The sequence below is a fragment of the Streptomyces sp. NPDC050732 genome (assembly GCF_040654255.1).
Lineage (GTDB): Bacteria > Actinomycetota > Actinomycetes > Streptomycetales > Streptomycetaceae > Streptomyces.
In genome coordinates this window covers 104,408-122,424 of record NZ_JBFAHP010000002.1, presented here as the reverse complement: position 1 = coordinate 122,424, position 18,017 = coordinate 104,408, and the positions used below count along the sequence as shown (strand labels likewise).

Here is an 18,017-nt window from a genome sequence, read left to right as displayed (position 1 = left end):
GCGGCTGTATACCCCAGCGTGATGTGGGCGACAGCGCCCGATCCATAACTTCCTTTCCGTGAGAGCGAGTCGGAGCACCGGCCCGCACGGAAGCGGAAGGCATGGACGCGCGATGAGGATCCGGTCCTGGCGGCTGCGCCGCACCCTGTTGGCCGTCGGTGTCGCCGCCGCCGTGGTGGTCCCCCTGTCGGGCGCCGCGCGCCCGGAGATCCCGGCCCCGGCGCCCGCCGCGCTGGGCCGCGTCACGGCGGCGACCCTCCCCGACGCGTACGCGGCGAACCGGGCGAATGCCACCGAGGCGGCCTCCCGTGCCGAGGGGTACGGCGCGACGGAACGGGCCGCGGCACTGCGCTCCATGGCCTCGCCCGGCCGGCGGTTCCTCGCCTTCGACGCGCGCGGCACCGGCCGCACCGCCGAAGTCTTCGGCGACCTGGCGGGCGCGGACCGCGTCGCCGTCCTGGTGCCGGGCTCCGACACCTCCCTCGACTCGTACGGCAGGCTGCGGTCCGGCGCCCTCGCCCTGCACGCGGAGCTCGGCCCGCGCACGGCCGTCGTGGCGTGGCTCGGCTACGAGACGCCGGGCACGGTCAGCCCCGCCGTCCTGACCACAGGCCGCGCGGACGACGCGGCGCCCGCGCTGCGCTCCTTCGTCGGCGACCTGCACGGCATCAACGCCCACGCGCGCGTGTCCCTGCTCTGCCACTCGTACGGCTCGGTGGTGTGCGGCAGCGCCGCCTCGGGCCCGCGCGGCCTGGACGTCGCCGACATCGCGTTCTACGGCAGTCCGGGCACCGGCGTCGACGACGCGGCGGAGCTGACCACGCGGGCCCGGATCTGGGCGGGCCGGGGCGCCGGTGACTGGATCGCCGACGTGCCGCACACCAGCGCCGACGTCTTCGGCACGACCGTCGGCTTCGGCACCGACCCGGTCTCCGCCGGCTTCGGCGCCCGCGTCTTCGCGGCGGGCGACGGCGGCCACAGCGACTACCTGAAGCCGGGCTCGGTCCCGCTCGGCAACCTCGCACGGATCGTGCGCGGGGACGACACGGAGGTCACTCATGCGTGAGCGTCAGCGTCAGCCATCGGTTCTCGCCAGGCGCCTCGACGCCGCCACACCGCCCGGCCGCGACCGTGCCGTCGACGCCCTGCGGGCCTTCGCCATCCTCGGGGTGGTGGGCGGCCACTGGCTGGTCACCGCCCTGGTGTCGGACGGCGGCACACTCCGTGCCGCCAGCCCGCTGCAGCACCTGCCGTGGCTCGCACCGGTCTCCTGGGTCTTCCAGACGCTCGCCGTGTTCTTCCTGGTGGGCGGGCACGTGGCGACGAAGAGCTACGCGTCGGCGCGGGAGCGCGGCACCGGGTACCTTCCGTGGCTCGCGGCCCGCGTCGGCCGCCTCTTCCGGCCCGTCGCCGCGGTGCTCGCGCTGTGGACCGCCGTCGGCGCGGGCCTCGTCCTGTCGGGCGCGGCCCCTGACACGGTGCACACGCTGGTGAAACTGGCGCTGTCCCCCCTGTGGTTCCTCCTTGCCTTCGCCGGTCTCACCGCGGCGACCCCGCTGGTGCGGCGGCTCAACCCGCTGTGGCCGCTGGCCGTCGTTCTCCACGTGGACCTCGTGCGGTTCGGTCTCGGCGGCCCCGCCTGGCTCGGCTGGGTCAACCTGGCGGCGGGCTGGCTCGTGCCCTACACGCTGGGCGCGGCCTGGGCGCGCGGCGAGCTGACGCGGCACTCGGGCCGGGTGCTGCTGGTGGGCGGCGCGGCGGCCACCGCGGGACTGATCCTGTGGGGCGGCTACCCCGCCTCGATGGTCGGCGTCCCTGGCGAGCCGGTGTCGAACCTGAACCCGCCCACGCTGGCGGCCGTCACCTTCGGCCTCGCCCAGTGCGGCCTGGCCCTGCTGCTGCGGGAGCCCCTGACGCGGTGGCTGCGCAGGCCCGCGGCCTGGGCGGCGGTGGCCCTCGTGAACCTCTCCGCGATGACGGTGTTCCTCTGGCACCAGACGGCCCTGATGGCGGTCACCGCGCTCGGTCTGCTCCCCGGGAGCCTCTTCGCCCGGGGCCCGCTGCCCGGCCTGCACACGGTGCCGGACGGGATGGGCTGGGTGGTCGCCCGGCTCGCCTGGCTGCCGGTGTTCGCGGTGGGCCTCGTGGTGTGCTGGGCTGCGTTCCGGACGTACGAGCAGGGGGGCCGGAAGAGCCCGGCGAGCCGCGAAAGGGAGAACGGGGGAGCGAAGGTGGTGCGGCGTGCCTAAAGTTGATCTTGTGGAGGGTGACGGCCGCGCGCGCGGCGACAGCGAGCGGTTCGACGGGGCCGTCGCGTCCGGTCTGCGGGCCCTGCGCAAGGAGCTGTGGACGGCCGCGCCGATGCCCCTGCCGCCGCTCTGGAAACCGCGCCTGATCCGCTGGCTGCCGCACGTCGTGATCGTGTGGATCGCCATCGGCACGACGCTCGGCAACCTCGACCAGCTGTCGGCGCGCTACGGGCTCGGTTACCCGGTCGGCTCGTTCCTGTCCCTCGGCCAGGCCGCGGCGCTCCTGCTCGCACTCGTGCGGCCGGTCCCCGCGTGGTGGCTGTCGCTCGGGGTGAACCTGTGGGCCGCAGCCCCGGCGGCGATGCCGACCGGCCAGGAGCGCGAGCCCTGGCCCTGGGGCCCGCCCTCGCTCATCGCGCACGCCACGGTGCTGCTGCTCCTCGCCCTGCGGCTGCCGTCCCGGGCCGCCTGGGCGGCGTGCGCCCTCAGCGTCGGCGTGCCCGGAGTGCTGCAACAGATCAGCGACCCCGACGGGTACGACACCACGGTGCCGCTGTCGGCGGTCGTGTTCGGCGCCGTCACCCTCATCGGCACGCTGCTGCGCGGCCGCCGCGAGGCCCGCACCCGGCTCGTCGAGCAGGAGACGCTCACCGCGGAGGAGCGGGCCCGCCGCACCCTCCTGGAGGAGCGCAGCCGCATCGCCCGCGAGCTGCACGACGTGGTCGCCCACCACATGTCCGTGATCTCCATCCAGGCGCAGGTCGCCCCGCACCTGGTGAAGGACCCGCCCGACGAGCTCAGGGAAAACCTCGCGGGCATCCGGGCGAACGCGCTGGAGGCCCTCACCGAACTGCGCCGCGTCCTCGGCGTCCTGCGCTCGGAGAACCCCGAGGACCCCGAGGCCGCGCCGCAGTCCCCGCTGCCCGGCCTGGACCGCCTCGACGGCCTCGTCGACAACGCGCGCGCCGCCGGGCTGACCGTCCACCGCGAGGGCGCGGGCGAGCCGCGGCCGCTGCCGCCCGGCGTGGACCTGTCGGCGTACCGCATCGTGCAGGAGGCGCTGAGCAACGCGATCCGGCACGCGCCGGGCTCGACGGTGCGGATCGGTCTCACGTACACGCGGGCCGGGCTGAGCGTCCGCGTCACCGACTCCGGGGCGCGCGGCGCGGCACCGCCCTCGCCCGGCGCGGGGCACGGGCTGCTCGGCATGCGGGAGCGGGCGGCCATGCTGGGGGGCGACCTCGTCACGGGCCCCACTCCGGACGGCGGCTACGAGGTCTCCGCTTTCCTGCCCACCCCCTCTGTTCGGCCGACCCACGGAGAGACCACGCCATGACGATCAAGGTCCTGATCGCCGACGACCAGATCATGGTCAGACAGGGCTTCTCCGTCCTGCTGAACGCGGAGCCGGACATCGAGGTGACCGGCCAGGCCGTCGACGGCGCGGACGCGGTCGCCCAGGCCGCCGAGCTCGTGCCGGACGTGGTCCTCATGGACATCCGCATGCCCGAGCTGAGCGGCATCGAGGCGACCCGCCGCATCACGGCCGCCCGGCCCGAGGTACGGGTCCTCGTCCTGACCACCTTCGACCTCGACGAGTACGTGTACGAGGCGCTGCGCGCGGGCGCCTCGGGCTTCCTGCTCAAGGACGCGTCGGCGGACCAGCTCGCCGAGGCGGTCCGCGTGGTGGCCGCGGGCGACGCCCTGCTCGCGCCGGGGATCACGCGGCGCCTCATCGCCGAGTTCTCCCGCATGGACGGCGGCCCGCGCGGCCCGCTCAGGTCCCGCGTCGGTGACCTCACCGAGCGCGAGACGGAGGTCCTCGCCCTCATCGCGCGGGGCCTGTCGAACGCGGAGATAGCGGCGCGGCTCGTGGTCGCCGAGCAGACCGTGAAGACGCACGTCGGCCGCATCCTGGTGAAGCTGGGCCTGCGCGACCGCACGCAGGCGGCGGTGTTCGCGTACGAGTCGGGGATGGTCCGCCCGTCGAACGGCCTCTGAGGCCGCCGAGTAGTACTTGCGACGGACCTCCCCGAACCCGTCCTGGTGCGGACGACCGCCCGGCCGCGCCCCCGTACCTTCGTAGCCGTGACCGAGACGACTGAGCAGCTCAAGGCCCGGGGCCGCACCAGCCCCGAGTACCACCTCCTGATGGACCTCTTCGGGGGCATGCGCCAGGCGCTGTTCCACGACGCCCTCGCCTACCGGCCCCTGCCGCCCCGGGACACGTACGGGCCGCTGAGCGGCCGGCTGCCCGAGCGGATACGCGGCTACGCGGTCTGGAGCCGGCACGCCCTGGTGGTGTCCGCCGCCCTGATCGCCCTGCTCCTCGCCGCCGGGTCGGGCGGCGTAGGGAACGACCTCGCGTACGTCCTGACCGGCTTCATCCCCGCGGTCGCGATCCTGATGACGCTGGCCAGGCCGGTCGGCGCCTACTGGTTCTCGCTGCTCTCCACCCCGGTCACCGGTGCGCTCGGCAACAGCTGGGACGGCTGGCCGTGGGGGCCCGCCGCGTTCTTCGGGCACATCGTGGTGATGGTCGTCGTGGCGGCCAGGACGGGGCCGCGCACCGCCCTGTGGATGTGGCTCGGCACGGGGGCGTACTCGGTGGCAGCCGAGGTGTTCCTCGGTGGCCTGGGCACCAACGCCCCGCAGATGCTGTTCTTCTCCGCGCTGGCACTCCTGATCACCACCGTGGTGCACGTGCGCCGCGAGGCGCAGCGCGAGGTCACCGTGCAGCGCACCGTCACCGCCATGGAGCGCGACAAGCGGACCCTCCTGGAGGAGCGCACCACCATCGCCCGCGAGCTGCACGACGTGGTCGCGCACCACATGTCGGTGGTCGCCATCCAGGCGGAGGCCGCGCCCTACCGCGTGGAGAACCCGCCGCCCGAGCTGGAGCAGGCCTTCGTGACGATCCGCGAGAACGCGGTGTCGGCGCTGACCGAGCTGCGCCGCGTCCTCGGTGTCGTACGGGCGGAGGACTACGAGGCGCCGGACGCCCCGCAGCCCACGCTCGCCGACCTCGACCGGCTCCTCGACAACGTCCGCGACGCCGGCCTGACCGTCGACAAGGTGGTCACCGGAGCGGTCCGCGAACTGCCGCAGGGCGTGGAGCTTTCGGCGTACCGCATCGTGCAGGAGGCGCTCAGCAACAGCCTGCGCCACGCGCCGGGCGCCCCGGCCCGCGTCGAGGTCGGCTACGTCCTCGGCGGCCTGGGCCTGCGCGTCGTGAACGGCCCGGCGACCGGCCTGGTCAAGCCGTCGCCGGGGGCGGGCCACGGCATCACCGGGATGCGCGAGCGGGTCACGATGCTGAACGGCGAGATGACGGCGGAGCCGACGGCCGAGGGCGGCTACGAGGTGACGGTGTTCCTGCCCGTGCCGCTCGCGGACCGGCTCGAACCGGCGGGAGAGGACGCATGACGATCAGAGTCCTGATCGCCGACGACCAGATGATGGTCCGCGAGGGCTTCTCCGTCCTCCTGAACGCCATGCCCGACATCGAGGTGGTCGGCGAGGCCGTGAACGGCCGGGAGGCGGTCGCCAAGGTCGCCGAGCTCGCGCCCGACGTGGTCCTGATGGACATCCGCATGCCGGAGCTGAACGGCATCGAGGCGACCCGCGAGATCGTCGCGGCCGAGGGCGGTACGGACGGGTGCAAGGTGCTCGTCCTGACCACCTTCGACCTCGACGAGTACGTCTACCAGGCCCTGCGCGCCGGGGCCTCCGGATTCCTCCTCAAGGACGCGTCAGCCCGCCAACTCGCGGACGGCGTACGCGTGGTGGCGTCCGGTGAAGCGCTGCTCGCGCCGACCGTGACCCGCCGCCTGATCACGGAGTTCTCGAAGCTGGCCGAGGCGCCGCGGCTGTCGCCGGCCGTCCAGGCGCAGCAGTACGGCGAGCTCACCGAGCGCGAGACGGAGGTGCTCGTCCTCATCGCGCAGGGCCTGTCGAACGCGGAGATCGCCTCCCGCCTCGTGGTCGCCGAGTCCACCATCAAGACGCACGTCAGCCGGGTGCTCGTGAAGCTGGGCCTGCGGGACCGCACGCAGGCCGCGGTGTTCGCGTACGAGGCGAGGCTGGTCACGCCGGGGTAGTGCCCCGGAGGGGCGCGGGGCTAGCGTCCCTCCATGGACGCAGCCTTCGAGGCCTCCGAGGTCTTCGCCCCCTCGTCACCTCACTTCCTGGCCGACCCCTACCCGGCGTACGCGACCCTGCGCGAGAGAGGCCGGGTCCACCACTACGCGCCCACCGGCCAGTGGCTCGTCCCGCACCACGCGGACGTCGCGGCCCTCCTGCGCGACCGCCGCCTGGGCCGCACGCACCTGCACCGGTTCACGTACGAGGAGTTCGGCCGCGAGGCGCCGCCCCCGGAGCACGAGCCGTTCCACGTCCTCAACGACAACGGCATGCTCGACCTGGAGGCGCCCGCCCACACCCGCATCCGCCGCCTGGTCTCCAAGGCGTTCACACCCCGCACCGTCGAGCAACTCCGGCCGTACGTCCACGAGTTGGCGGACCAGCTGGCGTGCGACCTGGCGGCGGACGGCGGCGGGGACCTGGCGGCCCGCGTGGCCGAGCCGCTGCCCGTGGCGGTCATCGCCCAGATGCTGGGCATCCCGGAGAGCGACCGTCCGCTCCTCCGGCCCTGGTCGGCGGCGATCTGCGGCATGTACGAGCTGAACCCGTCCGAGGAGACGGCGGCGCGGGCCGTGCGCGCGTCCCTCGAATTCACCGCGTACCTCACGGAGCTGATCGCCGACCGCCGCCGCAAGCCCGGCGACGACCTGCTCTCCGCGCTGATCGCGGCCCACGACGAAGGTGACTCGCTCACCGAACAGGAGATGATCTCGACCTGCGTACTGCTCCTGAACGCGGGCCACGAGGCGACGGTGAACGCCACGGTCAACGGCTGGCACGCGCTGTTCCGCCACCCCGCCCAGCTGGCGGCCCTGCGCGCGAACCCGGCCGGACTGATCCCCACGGCCGTCGAGGAACTCCTGCGCCACGACACCCCGCTCCAGCTCTTCGAACGCTGGGTCCTCGACGACATCGAGATCGACGGGGTGACGATCCCGCGCGGCTCGGAACTGGCTCTCCTCTTCGGCTCCGCCAACCACGACCCGGCGGTCTTCGACGCCCCCGCCGCCCTCGACCTCACGCGCCGCGACAACCCCCACATCTCCTTCAGCGCGGGCATCCACTACTGCATCGGCGCGCCCCTGGCCCGCATGGAGCTGACGGCCTCCCTCGGCGCGCTGCTGCGGCGGGCCCCGGGGCTGCGCCTCGCCGCGGAGCCCGAACGCAGGCCGAACTTCGTGATCCGGGGGTTCAAGGAGCTCCTGGTCGAGGTGTGAGCCCGATGGCTCACCGCGGCAGCGTCAGCCGCCACGCCTTCGGATGGACCGTCCAGGTCCGCGTCCGCACTGGGCCCGCCACCACCGCGTCCGCCCGGTAGCGGAAGTCCGCGCCCGACACCGTGACCGTGCGCGCCCGCACCCGCAGCGGCGCCGCCGCCGCGCCCACCGAGGTCGGCCGGACCTCCACCTGGGCGAACCCACCGTGCCCCGCCGAGACGTGCACGCCCGCCACCGGCTGGTCCAGGTCGACCAGCATCACCCCGTCCGCCTCGATCCGCAGCCGCGCCGGGGAGCGCCCGTCGGCCGCAGCGGGCCGCGAGGGGCGCGCGGCGAGGGTCCGTACGAAGGACTGGCAGGTCCGCAGCCAGGCATGCCCGTCGGCGAAGCCTCCGGCCGGCACGCGGACGGAGGCGCCGACGGCGGAATCCCGGGGGCCGACGGCCGACGCCCCCACGGGCGGAATGCGCAGATCGCCCAGAACGACCCCGTCGCTGTCGTCCACGAGCAGGTCGAGCCGCCGCTCGGCCCCCTCCAGCACGGCCCGCGCCGCGGCGACCGCCCCGACCGGCACTCCGAGGCCGCGCGCGAGCGTCTGCGAGGCCCCCACCGGCACGACGGAAAGCACGCACCCGGCGAGGTCCCGCTCCCGGTGGAGCACCCCCACCGCCCGCAGCAGCGCACGGTCGTCCCCGATCACCACGAGGCGCCGGGCACCCCGTCTGGCCAGGGCTTTCGCGAAGTCCTCGGGGCCGTCGGGCAGACAGAGACGGACCGCCGCACCCGCACTGAGCACGTCCTTCGCGATCCGTACCGACTCACCGTCCGTGCGCCGGGCGACCGGGTCGATGACGACTAGGAGCTGGTCGCGAGCCGACAACGTGCGCCCTTTCTTTTAGCCGTTCTTTGAGACCTCGGGTAGCATCTTTGTGCAAGAGCCCCTTGCGCTATTGCGCCAGGGGCTTCGTCTATTCCGGGGCAGCATCCAAGGCACACCCATACGGCGGCTACGGCCCCTGACCTTGGACATGCCCCGCCCGGAAGGGGTGTACGCCTGTGCCCGCACTTGTGCTGCTCGGTGCTCAGTGGGGTGACGAAGGCAAGGGAAAGGCCACTGACCTGCTCGGTGGCTCGGTGGACTATGTAGTGCGCTACCAGGGCGGCAACAACGCCGGCCACACGGTTGTCGTAGGCGACCAGAAGTACGCGCTGCACCTCCTCCCTTCCGGGATTCTCTCCCCGGACTGTGTGCCTGTCATCGGCAATGGAGTCGTCGTCGACCCGTCGGTCCTGCTCTCCGAGCTGAGCGGTCTGAACGAGCGCGGCGTCGACACGTCGAAGCTCCTGATCAGCGGAAACGCCCACATCATCACGCCGTACAACGTGACGGTCGACAAGGTGGGCGAGCGCTTCCTCGGCAAGCGCAAGATCGGCACGACGGGCCGCGGCATCGGCCCGACCTACGCCGACAAGATCAACCGCACCGGCATCCGCGTGCAGGACCTCTATGACGAGTCGATTCTGCAGCAGAAGGTCGAGGCGGCCCTGGAGCAGAAGAACCAGCTCCTGACCAAGGTGTTCAACCGCCGCGCGATCGAGGCGGAGCAGATCGTCGAGCAGCTCCTGGAGCACGGCGAGAACATCAAGCAGTACGTCGCCGATACCACGCTGATCCTGAACAACGCGCTCGACGACGACAAGGTCGTCCTGTTCGAGGGCGGCCAGGGCACGCTCCTGGACGTGGATCACGGCACGTACCCCTTCGTCACCTCGTCCAACCCGACCGCCGGCGGCGCCTGCACCGGCACCGGCGTCGGCCCGACGAAGATCAGCCGCGTCATCGGCATCCTGAAGGCGTACACGACCCGCGTCGGAGCGGGCCCGTTCCCGACGGAGCTGTTCGACGCGGACGGCGAGGCGCTGCGCACCATCGGCGGCGAGCGCGGTGTGACCACCGGCCGTGACCGCCGCTGCGGCTGGTTCGACGCCCCGATCGCCCGCTACGCGACCCGCGTGAACGGCCTGACGGACTTCTTCCTCACCAAGCTCGACGTCCTCACCGGCTGGGAGCAGATCCCGGTCTGCGTGGCGTACGAGATCGACGGCAAGCGCGTCGAGGAACTCCCCTACTCGCAGACCGACTTCCACCACGCGAAGCCGATCTACGAAATGCTGCCGGGCTGGTCCGAGGACATCACCAAGGCCCAGACCTTCTCCGACCTGCCGAAGAACGCGCAGGGTTACGTGAAGGCCCTGGAGGAGATGTCCGGCGCGCCGATCTCCGCGATCGGCGTGGGCCCGGGCCGCACGGAGACGATCGAGATCAACTCGTTCGTCTGAGCCGCCCACTAGCCACGCGAAGGGGTGGGTCGCACTTCGGTGCGGCCCACCCCTTCGTGTCAGCCGGGCCCTGAGTCGTCGCCGCAGACGCGCAGGCCCTCCGGGGTCGCGCACGGCAGGTGGCCGTGGGTGCGGATGACGTCGAGGCCCGTGCCTCGCGCGTAGGCGAGGAAACCGGCGGCGAGGGAGTCGGCGGGTGGGAGGCCGTAGGTGTAGGCGTACTCGATCTCGCGGTAGGGGTAGCCGGTCTTCAGGAGCTGGTCGGTCGAGGGGGCGTGGCCCTCCAGGTCGAGGCGGTGCAGGCCTTTCAGGCCGGAGGCGGCGCGGAGTTCGCTGTAGCCGATGGCGCCGGGGATGCGGCCGACGGCGTCGAGGACCTGGTCGGTCGAGTCGAGTTCGCAGCGGGTGACGGGGACGGATCGGTCGTCCTTGCTCATGCAGTCGTTGGACGACGCCTTGATCTCGAAGCTGCCGCCGAGGACGCGGCGTTGGAGCGTGTCGCGGGTGCCGGAGCTCGATCCCCGGCTGACCAGGACCACCGGCAGGTCGGGGCCGCCGAGCTCCCGCCAGTTGCGTACGTCGCCGCGGTAGAGGCGGCGCACCTGCGGCAGGGTCAGGTTCTGGAGCGGCACGCGGTCGTTGAGGACGAGGGCGAAGACGGAGACCGCCACGCGCGTCCCGGCGAGTCGCGGGAAGCCGTCGGACTTGGGCCCGTCGGAGAAGGCGAGCAGCGGCGGCGCCCCGTCTCCCTTCGCCCGCCCGAACTTCCTTCCCTGGTCCTCCAGTTCCCGCACGCCCGCCGCGCTGCCGTGCGCGCTGACCGTGATGTCGGAGCCCGGACAGTCCTCCTCGTACTTGTCGGCGAGCTCCTCGGCGACCGGCGCGAACGCCGTCGAGCCGAGCACCGTCAGCTCTCCCGTCGCGCACTCGATCGGCGGCGGGTCGGTGTCCCGCAGCACGATGATCGAGGCCAGCGTGATCACGGACAGGGTGAGCAGCACGGTCAGGAGCTGGGCGGGCCGGGACAGCAGCGGCGGTTTGCCGTCGAGGGTGGTGGAGCGGTTGGGCCGCACCTCGCCGGCCTGGATGCCGCCGGAGAGGGTGACCTCGCCGCCGACCGGGCCGCCGGTGAGCAGCACCAGGAGCTTGTAGTGCTGGCCCCTGTTGAGCGGGACGCGCGGGATGTGCAGCGTGCTGCCCTCGTACCGCAGGCCCGCGCCCGGCGTGAAGTGCTCCATCAGGTGGTCGTCGCCGGACGGCGCGGTGACGGCGAGGCCGCGGACGGTGCGGCCGGTGAAGACGGCGGTGAGTCCGTGCAGCGCGCGGCCGCTGTAGTCGGCGTCGGTCACGGCCTGTGAACCGTCGTTCTCGACGCGCAGCAGGACGAGCGTGGCGTCGGACATCTCGGGCGTCTCGTCGAACAGCCCGAGCCGCGTGTTGGCGCCGCCCGTACGGATGTTGTCGCCTATGGCCGTGTCCAGCTGCACGCGGTAGCCGATGCGTTTGCGGCGCGGCACCCGGCGCTCGTACCAGAGCGCGCCGACGGTGGCGACCAGGCCGAGGGCGGCCGTGACCACGGCGATGGTGTTCTCGGCGCTCAACCAGTCCATGGGCGGTGACAGTAGGCGGCGCGGAGCCGCCCGGCGGCGGCTTCCCCGTCCTGTCGCCCGCTGTTCGCCACGGATTCAGCGAACCGGACCCGCCGTACGCCGCCGGACAGGCCCTAGTTGCCCCTGTCGTACGTCAACTCACCGCTGCCGTCCGTGTTCGCGCGCCGCAGCTTGCCGTTGCCGAGGATCGTGATGACGCTCGGCTCGCCCGGCGTGCAGGACGACATGGGTTCGCCGACGGTGACCACGGTCGGACCGATGCGCAGGCGGTCGCCGGACGCGGACTCCAGCTTCCCCTGGAAGACACAGTGGTACGTGCCGCCGTCCTGGGTCGGCCCGTCCGCCGTCACCGAGAGCACCGTGTCGCCCACTTCGCCCTGCTGGAGGGTGAGTTCGCGGGTGCTGCGCCCGGTGCCGGTGGTGAGCCCGCCGCTCCAGCTGCCCAGGTACTTGTCGGGGATGGTGCCCTCGTCCGGGCCAGGGGTCGTGGGGCCCGGCGTGCTCGGTCCGGGCGTCGGCGCGGTGGGCCCCGGCGTCTCCGGAGAGCTGCTCGCACTGTTCTTGCCGCCGCCGCGCTTGTCCTCGGTACCGTCGCCGTTCATGACGGCGTAGACCGTGCCGCCCGCCCCGATGGCCACTATCAGCGCCACGGCGACCAGCGCCACGGTCGACCGGGCGCTGCGGCGCGGGGGCTCGGGCAGCGGGGTGGGGCCGTACGGGGGTGTGGGTCCGTATCCCGGAGGCGGCTGCTGGGGGTAGCCGTACGGGGTGGACTGGGGGTGGGACGGCTGGTGGGGGTAGCCGTACACGGGGGCGCCGGGTGGCGGCGTGGGAGGCGGGGTCTGACCGGACACCATGGTGGGCAGGTGATCGAGGGGCGCGGCACGGGGCGTGCCGGGAGGCGGGGGAGTGGCGTCACCACCCCCCTCACCACCTGCCCCGACGGCTCCCGAGCCCGCGCCGACGGCTCCCGACCCTGCGCCGCCGGCTCCTGACCCTGTGCCGGCCGCCCCGGAGTGTGTCCCAGGCGTACCCGATCCTGCACCGGCCGCCCCGGGTCCTGTCCCGGGCGTACCCGCTCCTGCGCCGGCCGCTCCCAATCCTGCACCGGGTGTACCCGGTCCCATGCCGGCCGCCGCCGACCCTGGGCCGACCGCACCTGGTCCTGCCCCGGCGGCTCCCGACCCTGCGCCGGCCGCCCCGGGGCCTGTCCCGGGCGTACCCGGTCCCGCACCGGCCGCCGCCAAGCCTGCGCCGCCCGCCCCCGGCCCCGCACCGGCCGCACCGGCACCGGCCGCACCGGCCACCCCCGCCCCCGCGCCAGACACCTTCGCCGCCCCCGAGCCCCCGGGCGACGCGCACGCCGCGCCCGGGGACGGCTGTCGCGGCTCCTCCGGGCTCTCAGGGCTCTCCGGATCCTCCGCGTCCAGCAGCTGCACGGCGTGCCTGCCGAGCTGGGCGACCAGTGCGGCCGGCAGCCACGGGTCGATGGTGCGGCCGTCGCCGAGGGCGGCCGCCGCGCCCGTGCGGTCCAGGATCTCGTCGAGGGAGGGCCGGGCCGCCGGGTCCTTCCTGAGGCATGCGGCGATGAGCTCGGAGAGGCTCTCGGGGAGCCCTTCCAGATCCGGTTCCTCCTGCGCGATGCGGAACATCAGCGCGTGCACGCCGCTGTTGGCCGTGCCGAAGGGCAGCGCCCCCGACGCCGCGTACGCGAGGACCGAGCCGAGGCAGAACACGTCGCACGCCGGGGTGATGCGATCGCCGCGCACCTGCTCCGGTGCCATGAAGCCGGGCGAGCCGACCAGCGCGCCGGTGCGCGTGAGGCCGCCGTCGGTGACGGTCTCCAGCGCGCGGGCGATGCCGAAGTCGATGACGCGCGGGCCGTCGATGGTGACCAGGACGTTCGACGGCTTGAGGTCGCGGTGGACGATGCCCGCCGCGTGGATGTCCTTGAGGGCGCCCGCGAGCCCGGCCGCGAGGATGCTCACGGACCGCTCGGGCAGCGGGCCGTGGTCGTGCGAGACGACGCTCTGCAGCGAGGGCCCTGCGACGTACCCCGTGGCGACCCACGGGATGGCCGCCTCGGTGTCCGCGTCGAGGACCGGCGCCGTCCACGCGCCGCCGACCTGCCGCGCGGCCCGCACCTCCTGCCGGAACCTGTTCCTGAACTCGTCCTGTTCCGCGAGTTCCTGGCGGACCAGCTTCACCGCGACCGTACGGCCGCGCTCGGACCGCGCGAGGTACACCTGCCCCATCCCGCCGGCGCCGAGCCGCGCCAGCAGACGGTACGCACCGATCCGCTGCGGATCCCCGGGTACGAGCTTCTCCATCGCCGCACCGACCTCCCCCATTGGTGTGCAACAGAGTGAGGATAGTGCGGCCGTGGGACAGGGTGGGGTGGGCTTGCCTCTACGGTTCCGTAACGGGTTCCGTAATGGGTTCCGTATGGGGTGGGACAAGGGGTCCCGCACCGCCGGCGCAGACCGTGTCCAGCGCGGCGGACAACCGCTCCAACACCCGTACCGACTCGGTGAATCCGTCCGTTCCGAGCGCCGCCGCGAGGCGCTCCGCCAGCTCCGCGTGGCCCGGGTCGATCTTCGCGACGGCGGCAAGCCCGGCCTCCGTGGGGCGCAGCAGCTTGGCGCGGCGGTGGGCCGGGTTCGGGGCGTACTCGGCGAGGCCCTTGCGGACCAGGAGGTCCGCCACGCGCTGCACGCTCTGCCGCGTGATGCCCATCGCACGGGCGATGCCGGAGACGGGCAGCGGTTCGTGCAGGACGGCGCCGAGGACCTGCCAGTGGGCGGCGGTCAGGCCCGCGGGCCCGGCCAGCTCGTCGGAGACGGCGAGGAGTTGGCCGTTGAGCCGGAAGACGGTCAGCGCGGTGCGGCTGAGCAGGTCCTGGTGTGCGCGTGCCATCTGCCTTTCCCCGCTCACGAGTTGAGCGTCTCGTACGCGGCCGGGTCCGAGTCGTGGAAGAGGCGGTACCACGCGTCGAGCTTCTCGCCCTCGAACACGTCGCCGAGCCGCCCGAAGATCTCCCGGGCGAACGCGACCGGTTCGGTCGGCCCCGCCGTGATCAGGTCGCCGTCGGTGACCGCGTCCGTCTCGACGTACCGCTCGGCGCCCTGATAGCCGGTGGCGGCCAGGTATGTCGCCGCCCCGCTGGTGTGCGCGCGGTCGTCGAGGAGACCCTCGCGGGCGAGGCCCGCCGTGGCCCCGCAGATCGCGCCGACCGGCACGCCCGCGGCCAGGAACGCGCGGGCCGTGCGCGCGAACGGCGCGAGGTCGTCGCTCGTGTCCCACAGGTCGGCGCCCGGCAGGATCAGCAGCGAGCTGTCCGGGCCGCCCTCGGTGCGCAGCTCGCCGAGCGCCAGGTCGGGCTGGACGCGCAGGCCGCCGAGGGAGGTGACCGGGGCGGTCGTCGGGGCGACCGTGCGGATCTCGTGGCCGAAGCGGGCGAGCCAGGCCGTGGCGTGGCCGGTCTCCCAGTCGGCGAAGGTGTCGTAGACGGCCAGGTGTACGGGCTTGCGGGACATGAGGGCCTCCAGTTGCCGTATCGCGAGGTATGACCGCATGCTCTCGATGAGGTATGACAGCATGCTGTCGAAAAGGCAGCGTGCTGTCAATCGATTACGGGCCCGGCCTTCCTTAACGTCCACAAGGGGCGCCCTTAACCCGCCCCTCCCTAGCGTCCTCGTCATGGACAGCACACTGACCCTCAGCGCCCACCTGGGCCTCGACCTGGCCGCCGTCGCCCTGCTGACCTTCGGGGTCTTCTATCCGCGGCACCACAGGCGTGAGCTCGTCCCCGCGTACCTGGCCCTGAACGTCGCGCTGTTCGCGGTGGTCGCCGGGCTCGGCACCGTCGGCGGCGACGGCGGGCTCGCCCTCGGCTTCGGCCTCTTCGGGGTGCTCTCGATCGTGCGGCTGCGCTCCGACGCCCTGCAGCACCAGGAGGTGGCGTACTACTTCATCACCCTGGTGCTCGGCCTGCTCTGCGGCCTGCCCGCGCTCAGCCTGCCGGTGGCGGCGCTGCTCGCCGGGGTCCTGCTGGTGGTGATGTACGGCGCCGACCACCCCCGCCTCTTCGCGGGTGACCGGCGCGCCATCGTCACGCTGGACGCCGTCTACCGCGAGGAGGGCCCGCTCAGGGCCGAGCTGGAACGGCGCCTCGGGCGGCCGCTGGGATGGACGGTCCAGGAGGTGGATTACGTACGCGACCTCATGGTGCTGGAAGTCCGATTCCGTCAGCCGGAACCTTCCGGGCGGCGTGGGGAGTTGACCGTACGACGACGCACGACCCGGTCCCGCACGATCACCCCCGGCCACCAGAAGGAGACCGTGTGAACCCCGCCGTACGCGCCATCGGCCGCGCCGCGCTCGCCGCGCACCCCATCTCGCTCGACGAGGTGAACGCCAGGGCGGAGCTCCTCGCCCGCTACGACAACAGCTACCTCGTGCCCGTCGAGATCTTCGAGGATCTCGCGTCCCTGCTGACCGACCCCCGCCGGCGAAGCGGCCCCTTCCGGGCGCTCAGCATCGGCGGAAAGCGCTGGTTCCGCTACCACTCGACGTACTACGACACCCCCGAGCTGCTCACCTTCCACGACCACCGGCAGGGCCGGCGGCTCCGCTACCGCATCCGGGAGCGCGTCTACCAGGACAGCGGCGAGCGGCAGTTCGAGATCAAGCTGAAGAGCGGGCGGGGCGAGACCGTCAAGCACCGGCAGCGCCTGGAGAGCGGCGACCACGCCCTGGACGGGGTCCGGCTCGGATTCCTCGCCGGAGTGCTGCGCGGGTCGTACGGCATCGAGGCGCCGGGCGGGCTCACCCCCTCGCTCGTCACCGACTACCAGCGCGCGACCTTCGTCGCCGACGGGCAGCGCATCACGTGCGACGCGGGGCTCGTCGTGCGGGACACGGCGACGGGGCGCAGCGCGGCCGCCGACAGCGGTCTCGTGCTGGTGGAGACCAAGACCAAGGGGCATCTGACGGACGCCGACCGGGTGCTGCACCGGTTCGGGGTGCGGGCCGCGGACTTCACCAAGTACTGCGGGGGGTATGCCGCGGTCCGGCCCGAGCTGGGCGTCAACCGGTGGGCGCGGGCGGTGCGGACGGCGTTCCCGCGGGCGGTGGCGGCCCCTCGGGGAGCGGGCGCGGGAACGTCAGGGTGACCTCGGCGCCGCCGGCCGTGCTCACCGTCCCGAAGCGGCCGTTCGCCTCCTCGGCCGTGCGGCGCGCGATGTCCAGGCCGAGGCCCGTGGAGCCCGCGCCGCTCGTGCCGCGGTCGGGCGCGGTCGCGTCGGGGAAGCCCGGGCCCTCGTCGGCGACGGTGAGCTCCGCCTCGCCGCCGGGCAGGACGCGGACCGTCACGCGGTAGGCGGTGCCCTGCGGTGTGTGGTCCAGGACGTTGCCGATCAGGGCGTCCAGGGCGGCGGCGAGCTCGTCGGCGGGGACGGTGACGGGGACCGGCAGGGGCGTGTCCCCGCCGGGAGTGACCGTCTCCGTCCGCCGCCCCTGGTCCTCCGCGAGGGGCGCCCAGAACGCGGCGCGCTCCCGGGCCACCGCCGCCAGATCCGCGCGCGGCGCCTCGCGCAGCGGCCGCCTCGCCCTGCGGATGACGTCGTCGACGCTCCGCTCCAGCGCGGCGACGTCCGCCGCGATGCGGTGGGCCTCGTCCGGGTCGCGGAGGGTCTCCGCGTCCAGGCGCAGGGCGGCCACCGGGGTGCGCAGACGGTGGGCGAGGTCGGCGGCGTTCTCCCGTTCGGCGGTGAGGAGTTCGTCGATGCGGGCGGCGAGCCGGTTCAGTTCGCCCGCCACCAGGCGGAGTTCGGGCGGGCCCTCGGGGGTGGCCCGCGCCGTGAGGTCACCGGCCGCGAGGCGGTCCGCGGTGCGGGCGAGCCGTCGGGTGGCGCCGACGAGACGGGCGCCGAGACGGTCGGCGAGGAGCAGCCCGAGGAGTACGAGCCCCACGCCGATACCGGCGAGCACGAGCCAGGAGGTGAGCGTCCCGGCGTACAACTGCTGTCTGGTGAGCGTGACTTGGACGACGGCCGTACCGCCCTTGGCGCCCTGGACGGGCACCAGGACGAGGCGGCTGCCGGAGTCCGTCTCGTAGGTGAAGGCACGTCCTGTGCGGGCGAGGCGGACGGGATCAGTGATCGGGGAGCCGCTGTTCGCGCGCGGCCCGATGACCGCCCCGTCCGCGAGGATGAGCGAAGTGGCGGGCAGCCCCCGGCCATTGACGCTCTCCACCGTCTGCTCGGCGGTCTCGCGCTCGTCGGCGGTCGCCAGGGTGGGACCGAGGGCGTGGGCCACCCACTGGGCGCGGGCGGTGGCCTCGGCGGTGGCGCGGTCGGCGGCGTGGCTGCGGGTCAGGAGGGTGAGGGGGACGAGGAGGGCGGTGAGGACCAGGGCGGTGGTGGCCGCGGTGAGGAGGAGAAGGCTGCGGCGCATGG

16 protein-coding genes are annotated in these 18,017 nt (G+C 73.5%); 10 read left to right on the top strand and 6 right to left on the bottom strand.

Going from position 1 to position 18,017, the window contains the following annotated elements; all coding sequences use genetic code 11:
* The first annotated feature begins 112 nt into the window (after nt 1–112).
* The 7 genes from AB0H82_RS02545 to AB0H82_RS02515 all read left to right on the top strand — a co-directional run bounded on the left by AB0H82_RS02545 (nt 113) and on the right by AB0H82_RS02515 (nt 7,609).
* A complete protein-coding gene (locus tag AB0H82_RS02545; RefSeq protein WP_362987961.1) occupies nt 113–1,066 on the top strand; it encodes an alpha/beta hydrolase in 954 nt (317 codons plus the stop codon).
* Nucleotides 1,059–2,249 carry an acyltransferase gene (locus AB0H82_RS02540; protein ID WP_362987959.1) on the top strand — a complete coding sequence of 397 codons (1,191 nt, stop codon included), beginning with the start codon at nt 1,059–1,061 and terminating at the stop codon, nt 2,247–2,249. Before AB0H82_RS02545 ends, AB0H82_RS02540 begins: the two co-directional genes overlap by 8 nt.
* Entirely contained in the window at nt 2,242–3,585 is a 1,344-nt protein-coding gene (locus AB0H82_RS02535) for a sensor histidine kinase (RefSeq protein WP_362987957.1), read from the top strand. The genes AB0H82_RS02540 and AB0H82_RS02535 overlap by 8 nt, the downstream gene beginning before the upstream one ends.
* On the top strand, nt 3,582–4,250 hold the full coding sequence (locus AB0H82_RS02530) for a response regulator transcription factor (RefSeq protein ID WP_362987955.1): 669 nt from the start codon (nt 3,582–3,584) through the stop codon (nt 4,248–4,250). The genes AB0H82_RS02535 and AB0H82_RS02530 overlap by 4 nt, the downstream gene beginning before the upstream one ends.
* 150 nt (nt 4,251–4,400) lie before the next feature.
* Nucleotides 4,401–5,675 carry a histidine kinase gene (locus AB0H82_RS02525; RefSeq protein WP_362988301.1) on the top strand — a complete coding sequence of 425 codons (1,275 nt, stop codon included), beginning with the start codon at nt 4,401–4,403 and terminating at the stop codon, nt 5,673–5,675.
* Nucleotides 5,672–6,349: a response regulator transcription factor gene (locus AB0H82_RS02520; protein WP_362987953.1), complete on the top strand. Its 678-nt coding sequence runs from the start codon at nt 5,672–5,674 to the stop codon at nt 6,347–6,349. Before AB0H82_RS02525 ends, AB0H82_RS02520 begins: the two co-directional genes overlap by 4 nt.
* A gap of 33 nt (nt 6,350–6,382) precedes the next feature.
* Nucleotides 6,383–7,609, top strand: a complete 1,227-nt coding sequence (locus AB0H82_RS02515; protein WP_362987951.1) for a cytochrome P450 — start codon at nt 6,383–6,385, stop codon at nt 7,607–7,609.
* 10 nt (nt 7,610–7,619) lie between these two features.
* Here AB0H82_RS02515 and AB0H82_RS02510 read toward each other — a convergent pair whose 3' ends face one another.
* On the bottom strand, nt 7,620–8,489 hold the full coding sequence (locus tag AB0H82_RS02510; protein ID WP_362987949.1) for a diacylglycerol kinase family protein: 870 nt from the start codon (nt 8,487–8,489) through the stop codon (nt 7,620–7,622).
* Between the two features lie 176 nt (nt 8,490–8,665).
* Between AB0H82_RS02510 and AB0H82_RS02505 the strand changes: the two genes are divergently transcribed.
* The gene (locus AB0H82_RS02505) at nt 8,666–9,949 is read left to right on the top strand and encodes an adenylosuccinate synthase (RefSeq protein ID WP_362987947.1); all 1,284 of its coding nucleotides are present in this window, start codon (nt 8,666–8,668) and stop codon (nt 9,947–9,949) included.
* Nucleotides 9,950–10,008: 59 nt separating this feature from the next.
* Here the strand turns inward: AB0H82_RS02505 and AB0H82_RS02500 are convergent, their stop codons facing one another.
* The 4 genes from AB0H82_RS02500 to AB0H82_RS02485 all read right to left on the bottom strand — a co-directional run bounded on the left by AB0H82_RS02500 (nt 10,009) and on the right by AB0H82_RS02485 (nt 15,095).
* The gene (locus AB0H82_RS02500; protein ID WP_362987945.1) at nt 10,009–11,559 is read right to left on the bottom strand and encodes a substrate-binding domain-containing protein; all 1,551 of its coding nucleotides are present in this window, start codon (nt 11,557–11,559) and stop codon (nt 10,009–10,011) included.
* Between the two features lie 113 nt (nt 11,560–11,672).
* Nucleotides 11,673–13,889 (bottom strand): serine/threonine-protein kinase, encoded by a 2,217-nt coding sequence (locus tag AB0H82_RS02495; RefSeq protein ID WP_362987943.1) that lies wholly within the window; start codon nt 13,887–13,889, stop codon nt 11,673–11,675.
* 79 nt (nt 13,890–13,968) lie between these two features.
* Nucleotides 13,969–14,475, bottom strand: coding sequence for a MarR family transcriptional regulator (locus AB0H82_RS02490; RefSeq protein WP_362987941.1), 507 nt, complete (start codon nt 14,473–14,475; stop codon nt 13,969–13,971).
* A gap of 14 nt (nt 14,476–14,489) precedes the next feature.
* On the bottom strand, nt 14,490–15,095 hold the full coding sequence (locus AB0H82_RS02485; RefSeq protein WP_362987939.1) for a DJ-1/PfpI family protein: 606 nt from the start codon (nt 15,093–15,095) through the stop codon (nt 14,490–14,492).
* Between the two features lie 163 nt (nt 15,096–15,258).
* On the opposite strand from AB0H82_RS02485, the gene AB0H82_RS02480 reads away from it, so the two are divergent.
* The gene (locus tag AB0H82_RS02480) at nt 15,259–15,906 is read left to right on the top strand and encodes a DUF4956 domain-containing protein (RefSeq protein ID WP_362987937.1); all 648 of its coding nucleotides are present in this window, start codon (nt 15,259–15,261) and stop codon (nt 15,904–15,906) included.
* The gene (locus AB0H82_RS02475; protein ID WP_362987935.1) at nt 15,903–16,733 is read left to right on the top strand and encodes a VTC domain-containing protein; all 831 of its coding nucleotides are present in this window, start codon (nt 15,903–15,905) and stop codon (nt 16,731–16,733) included. The genes AB0H82_RS02480 and AB0H82_RS02475 overlap by 4 nt, the downstream gene beginning before the upstream one ends.
* On the opposite strand, the gene AB0H82_RS02470 is transcribed toward AB0H82_RS02475, so the two are convergent.
* Complete coding sequence (locus tag AB0H82_RS02470; RefSeq protein ID WP_362987933.1) at nt 16,648–18,015, bottom strand: HAMP domain-containing sensor histidine kinase; 1,368 nt, start codon at nt 18,013–18,015, stop codon at nt 16,648–16,650. The genes AB0H82_RS02475 and AB0H82_RS02470 overlap by 86 nt on opposite strands.
* Nucleotides 18,016–18,017: the final 2 nt, after the last annotated feature.